The 16945-nt window shown below is 36.3% G+C and carries 15 protein-coding genes; 7 read left to right on the forward strand and 8 right to left on the reverse strand.

All coding sequences use genetic code 11. The annotated features are described in order from the left end of the window. Positions 1–65 precede the first annotated feature (65 nt). Genes hemW through lepB (WKV44_04470) form a run of 3 tightly spaced genes read right to left on the reverse strand, consistent with a single transcriptional unit; the run spans position 66 to position 2988 of the window. The gene (hemW, locus tag WKV44_04460; GenBank protein ID MEM5947791.1) at positions 66–1259 is read right to left on the reverse strand and encodes a radical SAM family heme chaperone HemW; all 1194 of its coding nucleotides are present in this window, start codon (positions 1257–1259) and stop codon (positions 66–68) included. A gap of 2 nt (positions 1260–1261) precedes the next feature. Further along, on the reverse strand, positions 1262–1957 hold the full coding sequence (gene lepB, locus WKV44_04465) for a signal peptidase I (protein ID MEM5947792.1): 696 nt from the start codon (positions 1955–1957) through the stop codon (positions 1262–1264). Next, positions 1957–2988: a signal peptidase I gene (gene lepB, locus WKV44_04470; GenBank protein MEM5947793.1), complete on the reverse strand. Its 1032-nt coding sequence runs from the start codon at positions 2986–2988 to the stop codon at positions 1957–1959. Before lepB (WKV44_04470) ends, lepB (WKV44_04465) begins: the two co-directional genes overlap by 1 nt. A gap of 87 nt (positions 2989–3075) precedes the next feature. On the opposite strand from lepB (WKV44_04470), the gene WKV44_04475 reads away from it, so the two are divergent. The 4 genes from WKV44_04475 (at position 3076) to WKV44_04490 (ending at position 6474) form a co-directional block, all read left to right on the forward strand. Then, a complete protein-coding gene (locus tag WKV44_04475) occupies positions 3076–4662 on the forward strand; it encodes an SUMF1/EgtB/PvdO family nonheme iron enzyme (protein MEM5947794.1) in 1587 nt (528 codons plus the stop codon). Continuing rightward, the gene (gene smpB / locus WKV44_04480) at positions 4655–5110 is read left to right on the forward strand and encodes an SsrA-binding protein SmpB (protein MEM5947795.1); all 456 of its coding nucleotides are present in this window, start codon (positions 4655–4657) and stop codon (positions 5108–5110) included. The genes WKV44_04475 and smpB overlap by 8 nt, the downstream gene beginning before the upstream one ends. A 69-nt stretch (positions 5111–5179) precedes the next feature. Further along, positions 5180–5761 (forward strand): tetratricopeptide repeat protein, encoded by a 582-nt coding sequence (locus WKV44_04485; GenBank protein MEM5947796.1) that lies wholly within the window; start codon positions 5180–5182, stop codon positions 5759–5761. A gap of 62 nt (positions 5762–5823) precedes the next feature. Beyond that, the gene (locus WKV44_04490; GenBank protein MEM5947797.1) at positions 5824–6474 is read left to right on the forward strand and encodes a hypothetical protein; all 651 of its coding nucleotides are present in this window, start codon (positions 5824–5826) and stop codon (positions 6472–6474) included. 189 nt (positions 6475–6663) lie between these two features. Here the strand turns inward: WKV44_04490 and WKV44_04495 are convergent, their stop codons facing one another. Beyond that, positions 6664–8229, reverse strand: a complete 1566-nt coding sequence (locus WKV44_04495; protein MEM5947798.1) for a P83/100 family protein — start codon at positions 8227–8229, stop codon at positions 6664–6666. A gap of 15 nt (positions 8230–8244) precedes the next feature. Then, on the reverse strand, positions 8245–9915 hold the full coding sequence (locus WKV44_04500; GenBank protein ID MEM5947799.1) for a PQQ-binding-like beta-propeller repeat protein: 1671 nt from the start codon (positions 9913–9915) through the stop codon (positions 8245–8247). Between the two features lie 240 nt (positions 9916–10155). Here WKV44_04500 and WKV44_04505 point away from each other — a divergent pair, with 240 nt between their 5' ends. From WKV44_04505 to WKV44_04515, 3 genes are all read left to right on the forward strand, one after another. Beyond that, complete coding sequence (locus WKV44_04505; protein ID MEM5947800.1) at positions 10156–10464, forward strand: RNA-binding protein; 309 nt, start codon at positions 10156–10158, stop codon at positions 10462–10464. A 433-nt stretch (positions 10465–10897) separates the two neighbouring features. After that, positions 10898–12199: a hypothetical protein gene (locus WKV44_04510; protein MEM5947801.1), complete on the forward strand. Its 1302-nt coding sequence runs from the start codon at positions 10898–10900 to the stop codon at positions 12197–12199. Beyond that, on the forward strand, positions 12196–12906 hold the full coding sequence (locus tag WKV44_04515; GenBank protein ID MEM5947802.1) for a DUF6320 domain-containing protein: 711 nt from the start codon (positions 12196–12198) through the stop codon (positions 12904–12906). Before WKV44_04510 ends, WKV44_04515 begins: the two co-directional genes overlap by 4 nt. A gap of 3 nt (positions 12907–12909) precedes the next feature. Here the strand turns inward: WKV44_04515 and WKV44_04520 are convergent, their stop codons facing one another. The 3 genes from WKV44_04520 to tgt are packed head-to-tail and all read right to left on the reverse strand — an operon-like array spanning position 12910 to position 16933. Further along, entirely contained in the window at positions 12910–14256 is a 1347-nt protein-coding gene (locus WKV44_04520; protein MEM5947803.1) for a HEAT repeat domain-containing protein, read from the reverse strand. Beyond that, positions 14253–15812 (reverse strand): murein biosynthesis integral membrane protein MurJ, encoded by a 1560-nt coding sequence (gene murJ / locus WKV44_04525; GenBank protein MEM5947804.1) that lies wholly within the window; start codon positions 15810–15812, stop codon positions 14253–14255. The genes WKV44_04520 and murJ overlap by 4 nt, the downstream gene beginning before the upstream one ends. After that, positions 15809–16933, reverse strand: coding sequence for a tRNA guanosine(34) transglycosylase Tgt (tgt, locus tag WKV44_04530; protein ID MEM5947805.1), 1125 nt, complete (start codon positions 16931–16933; stop codon positions 15809–15811). The genes murJ and tgt overlap by 4 nt, the downstream gene beginning before the upstream one ends. Between the last annotated feature and the right edge of the window lie 12 nt (positions 16934–16945).

The following is a 16945-nucleotide window of genomic DNA, read 5'->3' on the forward strand; positions in this document are numbered from 1 at the left end:
CTAACTCCTATATATCTTTATTGTATATATTCAAAATATTATCATATCAAAAATAGGGATGTCAATTAAGGCCATCTTGGGATGGGGATAACATCAAAACTATCTATACAACTTAAAATATCAAGCAAAATTTTATTTAATACAGCCCTAGCATCAAAAGACAGAAAAAGCTTGCCAGAATCTGTAATTATTTTTTTTTGTTTTACTGCTTGATCTATCATATTTTTTATAAAAAAATCAGGAGAATAACCCCATATAGACTTAAACCGTTCTATATCAATACCATGCGCAGTCCTTAATCCCATCATGAAAAATTCAAAAAGGAAATCACGATTGTCAATAATATCTATATTATAAAATGAGTTATTTTCAGCACAATAATCGGAAACAGAACGCTTTCCAGAAACCCTTATTATTCTTCCTTCTTTATCTTTAAGGGTAGATACAGCAGAAGCACCCAATCCAAGATAAGGTTCCATTTGCCAGTATCTCATATTATGTATACTCTCATTTCCAGGAATACAAAAATTGGATATTTCATAATGGTTATAACCCTTATCAACAAGATAAGAAGATATATCAAACCATTCTTGGGAAGCATATTCTTCATCAAAAATAATATTTTCATCTATGACCATAGAATAAAGAGGAGTATCTTTCTCAACGGTAAGACCATATACAGATATATGGGGAACTCCCATCTTTATAAAAAAATCCATATCATTAATAACCCCGTAAATATGCGAAATGGGTCTATTAGCAAGAATATCTACACTAATATTATTTTCCCAATATCTTTCTATAACAGAAAAAGCAGCTTCCACTGACTTCCTTTTTGTTGTTCTGCCTATAAGTTCTAGAAAACCATCATCAAGAGACTGTACTCCAACACTAAGACGATTTATCCCGTAATCAGAAAACAGTTTTATTTGTTTGCGATTTATAAATTCAGGATTACATTCTATAGTCTGTTCTCTTGAATCTCCTGCTACATCAGCTACACTGCTAAGAAGTTTTTTTAGCAAATATTCTGGAAGTAGATTGGGAGTACCACCACCTATATAAACACTTTCCCAGGAAGTATTAATTGACTTTAGCAAAGACATCTCCTCTATAAGAGTATCGATATAAAGCTCCATAGCGGAGACATCTGTCAAACTGAAAAAATCACAATAAAAACATTTCTTTAGACAAAATGGAATATGAATATATAAAGATAAAGTTCTGTAATCAGTACAGGACAAGACATCTCTTATCATGTTTACATCTTGAAATTCCAGATAATCTTACCTCTAATGCTGTCAAAAGAAATAGGACCATAGACTCTGGAATCCATAACCATATTTCTATTATCGGAAAGAACAAAATACTGGCCTTTTTGTAATTTTATTGAATTGTTTAAATAAGAAAAGAAATCATCAAAATAAAGTTTCTTATCATTATCCGACAATTTAAACTTATAATTAATTAGCAAATCTTCTCTGATAAAATCAGTGTTGTCTCTGGGTTTTATATAAGCAATATTGTCTTTTATATATATCAAGTCACCAGGAATACCTATTATACGTCTCACCTGGTACTTACCTTCCCATGATTCTCCCATATGTAGATTACCTGCAGAAACATAATCTATTATACTATTAAAAAAATCTAAAACAGGATTCATTTTATTCCAAAAAGGAGATAAGAATACAATCACATCACCTCTCTTAGGACTTGAGACAGGAAAAAGATTTATACCAAAAAATCTGGGGCCGTAAACAACTGGACTCACAAGCAAAATAGAGTCTTGCTCTATAGAAGGCTCCATAATACTTGATGAAATTTTATATGTCCTAATAAAGAGCATTGTTATAATATTAAATATTATTAAAGCTAATAAAAAACGCTTTATACGAAGAACAACCCGCTGTCTCTTCCTTTCTTCCATTGAGACAAAATAGGTTGAGCTTTTCATTATTCTACACTCCCTACCCTGGCAGGTGGCCAAAAACGAAAAATAACAACCCCAAGTATATTTTTATTATCTACAGGACCGAAAAACCTGCCATCATGAGAATTATCTCTGTTATCCCCTAGTGGCAAAATCTTGTTGGGGGGGACATATATGCCCCCAGTAACATCCATATAATAAGACAAATACTGCTTCTCAGAAGGATATAAAGCAATATTCATATAATATCCCAATAAGGAAGAAGTATAAGAATCTTCATGAGGAAGCTTTTTCTCATAAAGATTCTCCATTATATTTTGTAGTTTAACAACAGCCAACCTATCTTCTACAGAAGAATAGATTCCCGCTCTGTTTAAAAAAACATATCTGATACTCTTATGCAAAAGCTCATAATAATCTTTGTCAAAAATCCTTCTGCTCGGATTACCACGGAAAAAAGGATTATCTTTTAGAAGCTCTTTTTCTGCAATATCAACACCTTCCCATGGAATAAAAAAATACAGATCACCATTAACAAAATGAAGTATATCGCCAGGAACACCAACAGCACGTTTTACAAGAAGAACAGCCTTAGGGCTGCCATCAGGATTTCTATTGATATCCAATTGCCCCAAAGTAATCATATACAAAAATCTATAGACAATTTCAAAAAGAACTCCGGGACTAACATAAGATGGATTCTCAAATACTATTATCTCTCCCCTTTTTATTTCTCTTAATGCTGGCAATTTACCAACTGTAGGCAACAACTCTGGACCCAGAGTAAACTTATCAACAATCAATCTATCCCTAACAAGTAAAGTATCAACCATAGAAGTAGATGGTATAGTATAGGCTTGCAATATATATTGATTTATTACAAGGACAATAAGAACAACTTCTACAATCTCTCTTATTATACCAAGTATCTTTTTTACAAGAGTATTTCTTTTTTTCCATTTATTTTTTGCCTTGAGTTTTATCTTATATTTTCTGCGTTCTCTCCATGTAAGAAACCTTTCTGTAATTTCCACTGTATTATAAAAAAAACTCATATACCGACACCTTAAAAAAATATAATCAAGACTATCATAAAGGTATCAGCGTTGACAAGAACTAACGCCATTCATATACTTCTCAAGATGAAAAGATATAATTTTTTTAAAGCAAAAAAAGAAAATAACAAAATAAAAGATATAAACGAAATCAATATAAAATTAAAGCCTATATTATTTGTACCTCCTGTTATATATGTTCCTATAATATGGCTAATCCTACTCATAGGGGCTTTTTATGCCATATTTTTCCTGCCAGCCAATCTTAAACCTGGTAAATACATAGAAATAGACAGCATGCCAGCTCCGGTATCTGTCTATGTAAATAATAAATACGCGGGCAAAACACCTCTTTCAATTTTTGTTAAAGACGGTAAAAACTCCCTGAAACTTGTAAAAAACGGATGGGAGGAAGCTGTATCTGAGCTGGAAATAAAATCAAGACGATTTGCCACTCTTATCTTCCCTGACAAAACAAAACTCACTATAAAAATGAAACCATCAAAAATCTCCAGTCTTGCAAATTACAGCCTTGCAGAATATGCAAAGTGGTCAATAGCAGAAAATTCTTCCTATTATACCAAAGATATACCACCTATTATGTCATGGCTTGCAAAAGACATATTACTGACAAGCAGAATCAAAAAAACAGATTTTACAGAAATATTTTTAAACACAGTTAAGCAAGCATTAGCTTTTTCCCAGAAAGAAAACTCCATCAAAGATATTACAAGTGCAACATTGATAGCCAATGGGACATCCCCTCTCTCTACACTAAAAGTCATAAAAAACTTTATACAATATTCAAACGATAATAAGGGGATATATACGGCACTTGCAGACATGCTTTCCGAGCTAAAAATAGAAAAATACAACTCAAGTGTTTTTTATAAATCCCTAAAAAAAGAATTGGAAAAAGAAAACATCGTTAATATCATAACAGAAAAAGCAAACAGTCCCAACAATATAAAAGTCCAAAACTATAATTTTATTCATGTTCCTGCAGGCTACCTTACTCCAGTATCGGAAACAGAAGACATACTAAGTACAACTCAAATATATATAAATGATTTTTACATACTTGATAGAGAAGTCTCTACAGGCCTTTACAGACAATTTGTAAAAGAAAACCAGGAATGGAAACCAGATAATCTGAGCAAACTCTTAGAAAAAAACCTTAGTGACTTTTCGTACAGGTATAACGACAGTCTTACAACCGATGCAGAACCAGTAAGTTTTGTACCTTTGGCTGCTGCACTTGATTTTTGCAAATGGCTAGAAACAAAGCTCCCAGAGCAAATAAAAAATAAATATACAGTAAGTCTTCCTACAGAATACCAGTGGCAATGGGCAGCACTCCTTAACAATCAACAAAAGAAAGTCTACAACCACATAGCAGGGGCTCCTTTGCCGGCAAGCAAAGAAAGAGCAGGAAAACTTGGAATAATGGATATGGAAGGCAATGTTTGGGAGTGGACACTAAGTCCGTACACATATCACATACAGCTCGGATACGATATAGACGTAAAAACAGGAATCTACACAGTAAAAGGCGGCTCGTATTTGGATTCTCAGGATAAGGTAAATCCTTATATAAGAGGTATACAACTAGAAACACAGACAAGTCCCACAGTAGGCTTTAGAGTAGTACTAATAAGGAGAGGCAATGAGTAAGGATTACTATAAAAAGCTGGGAGAAAACAAAAAAGCAAGATTTAACTATCATATAGAAGACTCCCTGGAATGCGGCATGGAGCTTAAGGGTTCTGAAGTAAAATCCCTCAAATCAGGCAAGTTTTCATTCGGTGATGCTTATGTGAGAATAACTAACAATCAGTTATGGCTGATTGGTCTTCACATTACTCCATACAGTTTTGGCACTATTGAGAACCATGAGCCTACAAGAAAGAGAAAACTTCTTGCTCATTCAAGAGAAATAAATCAGCTAAGAAGAAAAACAGAAGAAAGAGGATACACTCTTGTACCTCTTAGCATATACATAAAAAACGGGCTCATAAAAATCCAAATAGGACTAGCAAAGGGAAAGAAACGGCATGACAAAAGAGCTGTGATAAAAGACAGGGATATAAAAAGAGACCTTGCTAGAGAGCTTAAAAAATAAATCCAGCAATATAACAAAAACTAAACTTTATATACTTTATTTTTTTTTAAAACAAGCTATATTATAAATATGGAAGACAATAACACTATTTTCAGAGAAATAGATATTCTATTGGCACAAGGAAGATATCAGGATGCAATACCGTTGCTACTCAATATTCTATACGAAGAACCAGACAACAAAGATGCTCTACACAGAATAGGTGTTGCATATACAGAATCTGGCGACCAGGACGCAGCTCTCAAAACTTTAAAATATATCCTTACCATGGAACAAAATGATGCTGATATTTGGGAAGCATATGGTTGTGCATGCTATAGAAAATCCAATCTTAAAGAAGCAAAAATTGCCTTTGAAAAAGCCATAGAAATATTCCCCCAGCATGCATCTGCCCTTAGAAACCTGGGAGTAACACTCAATATGCTACGAAAATTCAAAGAGAGCTATGAAATTCTCCACAAATCCTTGGAAATCAACGACAATGATTATCTGACTCTTTTTGCCCTGAGTAACGTATGTATAAATCTTGATTATCTGGAAGAAGCAAGAAAAACGCTCAACAGACTGCTCAATATGGACATTCCTGAGGACATAAGGAAACAAGCTGAGATAACTCTGCAAAACGTGGATATACATAGAAAACACTTCTAACGCCAATTTTATCATAAAAAGAACTGTTCTCTTTGTTTCTTTGGGTGTATCATTTATATAAGATGAAAAAACTGATAATAACATTATCCATATATGTACTTGCTTCTCCTTTATTACTAGCAGAAGAGGACTGGATTATACAAAAACGGGAAGAGGCGGATTTTTTTATAACAGAAAACCAAATAAAATCCAACGATCCACTCATGATGCAAAATGCAATAGACAACCTTGAGAAAGAAATAGAAAACAAAGAATCATCAATGAGCACAAGAGAAATATCCTATTTTGTCTCAAGTCTGGCAAAGCACTCCCTGGAGGTAGGTGATATTAGACTCTTGGAACGCACAATCAACATCATAAAAAAAATGGGCGGACTCCAAGCTCACGACACTGCTATAACCATACTCGCACAATACGGAGAAGAATCTGAGGTTGTAATATATTTCCTACCACTAATAGGAGAATACATATCAGCAACAGATGTAGACACTATCGCAAAAATTACAAGATATTATGGCATAATAAAACCATCGCTATCTGTTTTTTCTTTTATTCAAAACAATATAGAGACTCTTTGTAAGGCACATCCCGATTACTTCAAAAACCGCTTTTTTATTGAATCATTGACTATAAGTCTGGATTCCGGATTTCCGGAAACAATCAATAAAAAAACCTACTATCTTTTGGAAGGTATACTCTATGATAACTGGTGATAAACAATGCTTTAATATCTTCTTATATTCCGAACGGCTTTCCCTGCTCCAGGTTGTACAAATAAGATATAAGATGCAGGTAAAGCCTGCCTGCCGGCGCATAATATAAAAATAAAACATACAAAATACTTTCTTTCACAAGAAACAGCCCTGAGAAGCTGTGGTTCTCAGGGCGTTCGGTATAAAATATTATTTTGAAAGAGATGATAGAGAAACCTCTACTATGCTTCCGTCTTCTTTTTGTGCATAGAGATACTCGGGAGTAAAGGTTATCCCGGTGTAGGGTGCAACGCGTTCGCGTGTATATGCCGTGAGTACAAGATTCTGGTCAAAGGCGCCTATGTGCCAAGCAGAGTCCTTCTCAAAAACAGCATATATCTGCCCGTCATGAATCTCTAAAACAGAGTAAATGCTTATTTTCTCGGCAGACTGTTTCTTGATGTCTAGAGTTTTCTTATCCAGAAGGTACATCGTAGCATATGTGGAATCCACAGGAGAGAGAACAAGATACTGCTTGTTATAGTCAGCAGGACTCCTCCCCACTATGTTGACCGCAACACCAGCCACAGGCTCGTATGTAGTGGTATCAAGCAGTACAAACTGGCTTTTTATTGGCCCAGAAGTATCAATAACCTTTACAAGGGGGATCTGTGCCGGGCTACCTCCAGCCTGAGTCTCCATTACTTTTTGCTGATCTTGAGCAATCTCCTGACGTTCCTGCTTGACCTGCTTTTCTTTCTCCGCAACTTGCTGTTCTTTTTGTGCCAGCTCTTCTTTCTTCTGTACTGTTTCTTGCTCTTTTTTTGCCAAATCCTGCTTCTTCGTATCAAGTTGCTGCTTCTGCTCCTCTACAGTTTTAAGCTCCTCTTTTGCCTGCTTTTCTTCCTGGCTACCAGGCGGAGCTGTTTCAAGTTTTTTCTGAGCTTCTTCTTCTTTCTGCGCAAGCTCTTTTTCCTGTTGAGCTATTTCCTGTTTTTGCGTTTCCAGGCTCTTCTTTTGCTGAGTAAGCTCCTGTTTTTGCTCTTCTATAGTCTGCTTTTCCTTCTCAATCTGTTTTTCTTTTATATCTACAAGATCTTTTCTCTCGCTTATAGCCTTGTCTTCTTGCTTTTTAAGCTCCTGGACAACTTCTCTATCAGTAAGCCCCTGCGTATCAACTGCAGTTATATCTCTGTCAGAAAAATTATCCGACAAAGGAATTACTATCTGGCTCTTTCCGGGCCAATCCTTGTAATGAGTGGCAAGCCCTACTTTATCCTCTCTCAGATAAGAATTTACTTCTTGTGTATACATTTGTTCAAAGTAGGTTATATTTCCACGCAGCACAGCGTTATACACTGTGATAAAAAAAGCGAGGGTCTTTGCGTCCTCAGGACTGTAAGAATATGCATCCTCAAGATATCCTGCGATAATTCTCCTGAGGTTGAGTATATGATCCACACCTGCTCCTGGAAGTAGCTCTATGATATCCGCCTTAAGAGTTGCGGGCTCCGTAGAATTGACAGCATGAATAACCCTGTATTTATTTCCATAAGAACGCGTAAAACTAGCAGAATAGTCGGGAGAGGATGCAAGCACTCTTCCTATGCCCTTTATCTGCTCTATTGTATCTATTTTGTCATAGGGCCCCTGATAATTGATAAAAGTTATTTCTGCATCCTGATATATACTAAGCTCGCTTCTCGATACCTCAAGACCATAGACCATGAAAAGACTAAGTAAAACTATAAAAAGCGCCAAGCATATCCTTCTCACACCAGCCTCCTTACCCTATTGTAAAAGCTCAATAGCTTTTTTTCTAATCCCGGCAGGAAAAGGTCCATGTAAAATGTATGCTACCATTTCCGCAGCCTGTTTTTCTGCTGTATTACCTCTATTATACTTTAATATTACAGAAAGTGCAGTAATAAATTCCTCAGATATTGCAAAAATAGTATCGTTGGGAAGTCTCTTGAGCATTCTTGACATGTGTGTGCTTATGACCCCATTGGGATCAAATCCATAATAAGCAATGCCTTTAAGTACTCCCTCTAGGGTGTAAGGCAGAGCCTCGTACTTGAGTCCGGATACAAGGAGATAAAGCATACTGCTGTCACCAACAAGACCTGCAAGCTCATAAGCCTTTGCCCTAACTTGACTGTAACGCCTGGACATATCCGCATCTTCTATACCCTTTTTAACAAGCAAATCTATACAATAGATATAAAAATCAAGCTTGCCGGCAAGATTGCCTTTTTCTATCTGCTTTTCTATTATCCTTGCAGCCCTCATGTTCTCATCTACGTCGCTGCTGTCAACAAGAGACTTGAGATATAAGAACTCATCGGTTTTTTCCCACCATTTATAATTGGCAGAAGACATATCATAATATCCTGTATTATTAAAACCTCTAGGAGAGGTCCAAGAAGACTCCGAAATTACAAAGAAATCCAGACCATAAACAATCCAATCTGTGGTACTAAGGATAACCTGTCCTGTAACAGGATGAGCAGAAACAGACAGGGGAGTACCCCTATAAGGCTGAGACTTACCTGGACTTATATCTTTTACTGCTCCATCAAAAGATACAGCAAAAACCCTGTTTTTTTCCGACACAAGAATCAATGTACTATCAGAAGAAAGATAGCTCAGAGAGGACTTTACGACAAAAGGAGTCCTAAAGGATTTCTCAAGAAGCCCAGTGTAAGAAAAAAAGAAAACATCGCCACTTCCTGCAATAAGAACAATATTACTACTGTTAGAGAGAAGAACAGCATCGTAAAGACCAACAAGCGGGAAGCTCCACTTTATATTGTTATCCGTATCCAGAGAAATAAGAGTCTTGCCTGTATATAGCACTAGTTCCCTGTTACCGTAAGGAGCTATAGAACGCACATCATCTGGAAACTGCCTCTGCCACATTATATGACCACCATAAGTTACGGCATACAGCACATTATCTTGCAAAACAAACACAAGTCCGTAAGCAGATATAACATACGGCACTGACCTGCCAGAAAAATTGATATGCCACAAAGATCTGCCAGAAGGATTGAGCCGTACGAGATTATTGTCTTTTGTTACGGCAAACACATCCCCATATCTTGATAAAGCCGGATAAGAGGCCATACCAAGTCTGTATTTCCACAGCAAAGACAAATCACCAGAAAAGGCATAAAGAGTACCATCCTTATCAGAAAGGAAGACAGGGCCATAAGAGGATAAAGCAGCAAATCCATATGGCCGTATATCCAACCATCCTGCACGCAATTTTACGCCACTATCAGCAAGAAAAACATAGCTGCCATCCCTGTTTACGGAGATAATTCTACCAGAAGGAGAAAAAAGAGGAGAAAGAACCGTATTGGCAGTAGAAACATACCACCATCCTGCAGACTCCTCATCGGAGAAAACAGCAAAGCAAATAAAAAATACGATAAAACATGCAAGCACTTTTTTCATACGCCTAAGATACCCTTATTGGCGATAATTTACAATTAATTTTTGTAATAACCACAATACAAGCTTGACGGCCATGAGAAAACAGAGTAAACTTAAATTGAGCTAGGATTTATAAAGTTGGGTTCTATTGTCCATCGTTCTTTTCTTTTTTTCAGCATGAAACAACTTAAACCCTACTCCCCTATTGTTGATAGGGTGTGATGATGATTCTCTCATATGAGAGAAAAAGGATTTTATTGTATGTCTTTTAAGATTTATGTTGGTAATCTCAATTACCAGACAACAGAAGAAACTCTCCGCAGTACTTTTGAGCAGTATGGAGAGGTTGAGTCAGTAAAAATCATTACTGACAGAGATTCCGGTTATTCCAAGGGTTTTGGATTTATAGAGATGGCAGAGCAGGATGCAGGAGAAGCTGCAATCAATGCTCTCAACCAGCAGGAGCTGGATGGCCGTCAGCTCAGAGTCAACAAGGCTAATGAGCGCGGAGAAAGCAGAGGAAACAGAGGCTCCTTCAGAGGAAATAGATCAAGCTCTTATCGCTATTAAAATATAGTAAACAGACGGCTTTAGAAGAGCCATAAGGCCCGCCAGAAGGTGGGTCTTTTTTTGTACCGAATGTCGGGACTGTATGTCTGCAGCAATATAAAGCAAAAAACTTCACAATCCCTCCTGCCTACGGCAAAGAATAAAAAAACTCCAGCCCAATATGCGCCGCAGGCAGGAAGAGCTGCTATAGCTTTTGTCTTCTCTTCTTATAGGCAAGCAGGTCTGACGTTCGGTATATTTTTATTTTTTTTACTGAAATCTAAAAAAGGCTCCCAGAGAAAGGAGGAAAACTCTGGAAGCCAATATAAAAGGGGGGACTGGAGGTTGTTGATAATAATATAAATAGTTTTGTCAGCTTTGTCAATAAAAAATTGGAGTTTTTAGAGTTTTTTATATGCTTGAAAAGGCCTGCTATTGTTTATATGATATTTATATGAGTAATTCCGGCAGATGGTTTAGACTTGATAATGCTGCTAAAATTTTCCCGTCTGTTATTTCTCCCAGAAGAACTACTCTGTTTAGAGTTTCTGCAAGAATGTATGAGCCTGTAAACCTGGATATGCTTAAGCAGGCTTTGGAGAAGACTTACGAGCGCTTTCCCTACTATCGAGTAAGGATGAAAACAGGTTTTTTCTGGTACTATTTTGAGGAATGCCAGGAGATTCCAGAGATAGAAGCAGACTCAAGATACCCTTGTGTGTGGTACAAGAATCAGAATCCACAGCGTTTTCCCCTACGGGTGCGTGTTTTTGACCGTCAGATTGCTGTTGAGATGTTTCATTCTCTCACAGATGGCACAGGAGCAACGGAGTTTTTAAAAACCCTTATATCTTTATATTTTAACATAAGATATGGCGTGCAAACTCCTCCCAATGAGGGGGTGCTACTTCCTGGAGATGAGTGGTTGGAAGAAGAAGCAGAAGACAGCTTTAGTAAGCATTATAACAGCTCAATTCCAAAGTCTGCACTGCCTCCAAAAGCTTTTCATGTACCTGGCAAGCTGGCAGAACCAGGAGTTTACTATATAACCACTGCGACAATCCCCATGGCACAGTTAAAAGATACCGCAAAAAAACTGGGGGTAACTGTTACTGTTCTTCTTACAGCACTTTACTTTTGGACATTTTATCTGATTCAAAAAACCAGCGATAAAAAAGACAAAAACCCTATAATAATCCAAATACCTGTAAATCTTAGAAAAATACTTGATTCTTCATCAATGAAAAACTTTTTTCTTCTTGTATTTCCATCTATAGACTCCAGGCTGGGCGAATACAGTTTTGAAGAGATATTAAATTATGTAAAATATTACTTTAAATTGGAAATAAACAAAAAAAGCATACTGCAGCAGATAAAAAGAAATGTTTCATCAGAAAAGAATATCTTTGCAAGACTTACTCCACTTTTTATAAAAAACATTATTCTCAGTAAGGTTTACGAAAGCTGGGGGGATATGAGAGCAACAAGCAGCCTGTCCAATATGGGGTTGATAAAACTTCCGGAAGAGATAGAAAAATATATTGAGAGATTTGATTTTTACCCGCCTCCCAACCCCACTATGAAGGTATGCTGTACAGCTGTTGCATTTAAAGATAAAGTCAATATAAGTTTTGGCAGATCCATAGAAGAAACTACCGTGGAAAAAACCTTTTTTGCTATGCTAAAACAATACAGCATGAATATTTTCGTAGAAACAAATTATAAGTACGAAGAGCATAAAGGAGTTATGCTATGAAATATTGCACAAATTGCGGAGTAGAACTCAGTGATTCACATACAAAATGCCCTCTCTGCGGCTCCGAGCTAGGAAAGGAAAAAACAACAAAAAAAGAACCATTTCCAGAGCATGTAACAAGAGAAGAAATGATAAGAAGACCTCCCGCAGGAAAAACAAAAATAGCTTTCTCTGTTCTTTCTTTTATCATACTAACAACTATCCTTCTTTTGTTAACAGTCGATTACGAATTGAACTCCAATATAACATGGTCTGTTTATCCTATTCTTTCTCTCCTTATGGTATGGGCTCTTATTACTACTGGTGTCTATTCTTATAAGCGCCCCTCTCTTATGGTAGTGATTTATTTTTTTATCATATCTCTATTTCTGCTTGCCATTGACTTATACTCAACAGGAAAACTAAGCTGGTCATTGTTTTTGGGGATTCCTATTGTCTTTATAACCTTTTTATCAGGATTTTTTCTCATAGCTTTTATGGCAAAGGGGAAAAAAGAAGGTTTTTTCTTTATAGGAATTTTTATGTTTGCCATAAGTATACTCTGCACGGGTATCAATGCTTTTATCAATTCATATCTTAAAACAGATATGATTATTAACTGGTCACTTATAGTTGATGCCATAACTGTTCCGGCCGGAACGTTTTTTCTATATCTTCACTTTGGACTAAAAAAAGAACTGCATGTGGAAAAGATATTTCATTTTTAAGATTTAAAATGCGTCCAGAGCTGCTTTTGCATATTTTTTTATAGTGATGTTTTTTTCGGTATCAAATATCTGCTGGATTCTTTCTCTGTACTGTGAAAACCTGTTAATACGGATACCTTGCAGTCCATACAGTTTTAAAACAAAATTCTTATGATCAAGCATTTTTTCAAATATCGGAGCAAGCCAAGAAGCCTTTTGCATAGATATCTCTTTTGCAACTTTTTCCAGAAGGACAGATTTATCCTTTTCCCACTCTTCCCTCAAAAGCTCCTGTATCTCATCCTTTATAAGATTGATATCCTTGTCGATAAGCACCGTATAAACGGATAGTTTAATAGCATCAGATGTTTTTTTATCAGCAATCATCTCCTTTAAAGCATTCTTGCTCTGTCCCGTGTTTATATCCGCAAGAGCCTTTATTGCCGCCTTTTTAACAGTGAGTTCCGGATCATTTTTTGCTCTGTAAATGAGTATTGGCAAAATTTTATTATAAGAATCTGGTTTTCCTGATACTACGGAGCATGCCGTAACCCTTACCTTCCAAAAATTATCTCTAAATGCATCAAAAAGAGCCTGGTTGACCTCCTCACCTGCAAAGTTCTTTAGAGCTTTTACAGCTTCTACTCTCAAATAAGGATCAGAATCCTGCATGGCTTTTATGATAACAGGCAGAGAGTTTTCTTCTCCTAACTCGCCCAAGGCCTGACAGGCTGCCCTTTTTACGGATTTTTCATCAGAATCCATAAGCTCCATAAGAGTATCAATAGCAGCATTATCTCCAAGTTTGCCCAATGTTCTTATTGCTTCCAGTCTAACCTGCTCTGCAACACTAGAATCCTCAGAAAGGCTTCTAATCTTCTCAAGAAAGTAGGTAAGTTTAAGTTCTCCTATGTACTCTATAAGCTTTGTGCTTAAGTCATTTTCTTCCAGTTCAAAAAATGACTCAATATAGGCAACCGCCTCTTGAGATTTTATTGATTCTAAATAGTCAATTATATTAACAAGATAGGAGCTGCCATATTGATCATAAACATCATCATAAGTATCCAGCTCTTTTTTTATTGACTCTATAAGTTTATTGGATTTCTGATTTTTATAGTAGCTTATGATTTTTTCTTTTATTGACTTTGACTTTGTCTGGGAGAAAATATCAGGCAGCACAGTATCATATGCAGACTCAGGCTGAGACTCTATTTTATCAAGAACATCCAATATCTCCTGCTCAATACCAAATTGTAAAATTTCAATTCTTTCTTCTATGATGGACTTTATATTTTCTTCTTGAGAAAAAACATAAAAAATATCTATAAGTATTAACAGTATAAATACTGTAATCTTTTTTATCCTCATAATTGCCTCTTAACACTTGCAAAAACTCTTTTTGTGACACCTGCACGCCAATACAAAAATAAAATTAAGATGACAAGAAAAATAACCATGCTCATGACAGCAAAAAAATAAAAAAAGCTACTTCCATCCTTCCATTTATCGTCAAGCAAACGGTATGACAATACTGCAAAAAAAACAAAAACAAGATTTACAACAATAATCTTTATCAGTGTTATAATGCTATCCTTCTCTATTAAAAACGAAGCAATTTTTCTTGCCTTTGTGAAGAGAATAATAAAACCAATAAAATAAGAAATAGAATGCGCAACAGCCAAGCTGAGTACACCAAATCCGATATTGATCATCATTATAGACAGTGCAATATCAAGTATTGCTACCATAGTGAGTATTTTAAAAGGAGTTTTGCTGTCTCCAGAAGAATAAAAAAGCCTCTGGAGAAAATTATACCCTCCTAAAAAAATCATACCCGGCAAATAACCTCGCAATACAGTTGAAGCAATTATAGTATTTTCTGCGGTAAAATTTCCGCGTTGGAGAGCAGCGGATATTATATGCGGAGCAAGAATCCACATGGCAATACCTGCAGGCAAAAGAAAAAATAATATAAAAATGAGTCCCTGTTCTATTGTTTTCTTTAGCTCGACAGCATTCTCTTTTTGAATATTTTCTGCCATTCTGGGGAAAAAAACAGTAGAAATAGAAGTAGAAAATATACCAAAGGGCAATTGCCAGAAAACAATCGCATTTGCAAGAGCCGAGGTGCTGCCATCTGATAAACCGGAAGCTAACAAAAAAGCAACTTGCTGACTTACTACAGATATCAAGGAAGTTAAGGCTATTGGATACCATAAACGAAGAATTTGTCGAAAAGGAGGATAGCTAAATTCTAAATCCGGTAAAAAAGAATATCCCTTTCTTATTACAGAAGGAAGTTGAAAAACTATCTGAAGAACCCCACCTGCAAGAACACCTAATGCCATGGAATACACACCTAATCTACTGGAAAAAACAAAAATACATGTTATCACACTTATGGAGAACAAAATCGGAGTAATAGCAGGAACAAAGAATTTGCTATGAGAATTTAGTACTCCCATAAGAATAGCACTTATGCTCACCAAAAGTACATAAGGAATAAAAAACCGAAAAAGAGAAACCGCAAGCTGCATTTTCTCCGACTCTCTAAACTCCAATAATATATCTATAACAGGTTTTGCAAAAATAATGGAAAGTATAACTAACGGAATAAGTATTATGATCTGAAAGGTAAAGAGAAGTCTTACTGTCTTTCTAGCCCTATATCCTTCAGGATCTATGATATGGCTCTTTGTGAGCTCAGGAATAAAAGCAGAAGAAAGGGCACCCTCTGCCATAAGTTTTCTTAGATTATTTGGAATTGTAAAAACTGCATTAAGAACATCCGCAGCACCGGACGCACCAAAAAAAGAAGCAACCACTGCAATTCTGACAAAACCAAGAAGCCTTGAGAAAAGAGTGGAAAACATAACAACAAGTCCTGACTTTGCAGTAGAACTGGCTTTTATTTTACCTATCACTCTTTTCCTCCAGAGTATGCAGACAAAAAATCAGCCTTAAACTTGGCATAATCCCCCGTTGTAATATGCTCGCGTATTTTATCAACAAGGTTTTTTAAGAAATAAATATTATGATGGGTTGCAAGAACAGAAGCCATTATTTCTCCTGATTTAAAGAGATGTCGCAAGTATGCCTTGGAATAATTCCTGCATGTGTAACAATCACAAGTATTGTCTATCGGAGAAAAATCTTTCTGATACTCTTTTCTCTTTAGAGAAATTCTACCTGTATGAGTAAACACAGAAGCATTACGCGCAGTTCTCGTAGGAAAAACACAGTCAAACATATCAATACCTTTCTCAACTGCAGTCAAAATATATTCTGGCGTTCCAATACCCATAATATATCTGGGCTTATTCTGGGGGATAAAACCTACAGTATAAGCTAGAGTATCTTCAAAAACAGAAAACTCTTCCCCTACTGATAAGCCGCCTATAGCTATACCAGGTAAATCAAGCTGTAAAAGCTCTTCGGCACTTCTTTTTCTAAGCTCAGGAAAAAAATTGCCTTGGATTATGGGGAAAAGTACTCCAGTGTAATCATCATAATTAGCAAGTTCTTTTTTGCTTCTTATTGCCCAGGAAGTAGTCAATTTCACAGCCTCTAAGGCCTCTTTATAACTTATACCCGGAGACGTACATACATCCAGCTGCATCATCACATCGCTCCCCAAGATCCTCTGTATTCTGACGACTTCTTCCGGAGAAAAGAAATGACTGGAACCATCTATATGGGAACGAAAGGCAACACCATCGTCTGTTATTTTCCTAAGCTTTGATAAAGAAAAAACTTGGAAACCACCGGAATCTGTAAGAATGTTTTTATCCCACCCTATAAACTTGTGTAATCCCCCTGCAGCAGAAATAACTTCCATACCTGGACGAAGATAAAGATGATAGGTATTACCAAGAATCATATTAAAGCCCATATCTGTAAGGTCGGAGAAATCTATGGCCTTAACAGTTCCCAGTGTACCTACCGGCATAAAAACAGGAGTATCCACAACACCATGTGGTAAAATCATCTTACCCGTACGAGCATCACTATCCTTGTCACGAGAAACAACAGAAAAAAAACTCACATAAATCTCCCA

It is taken from the genome of Spirochaetia bacterium 38H-sp, assembly GCA_039023545.1.
In the GTDB taxonomy this organism is placed as follows: domain Bacteria; phylum Spirochaetota; class Spirochaetia; order Winmispirales; family Winmispiraceae; genus Rarispira; species Rarispira pelagica.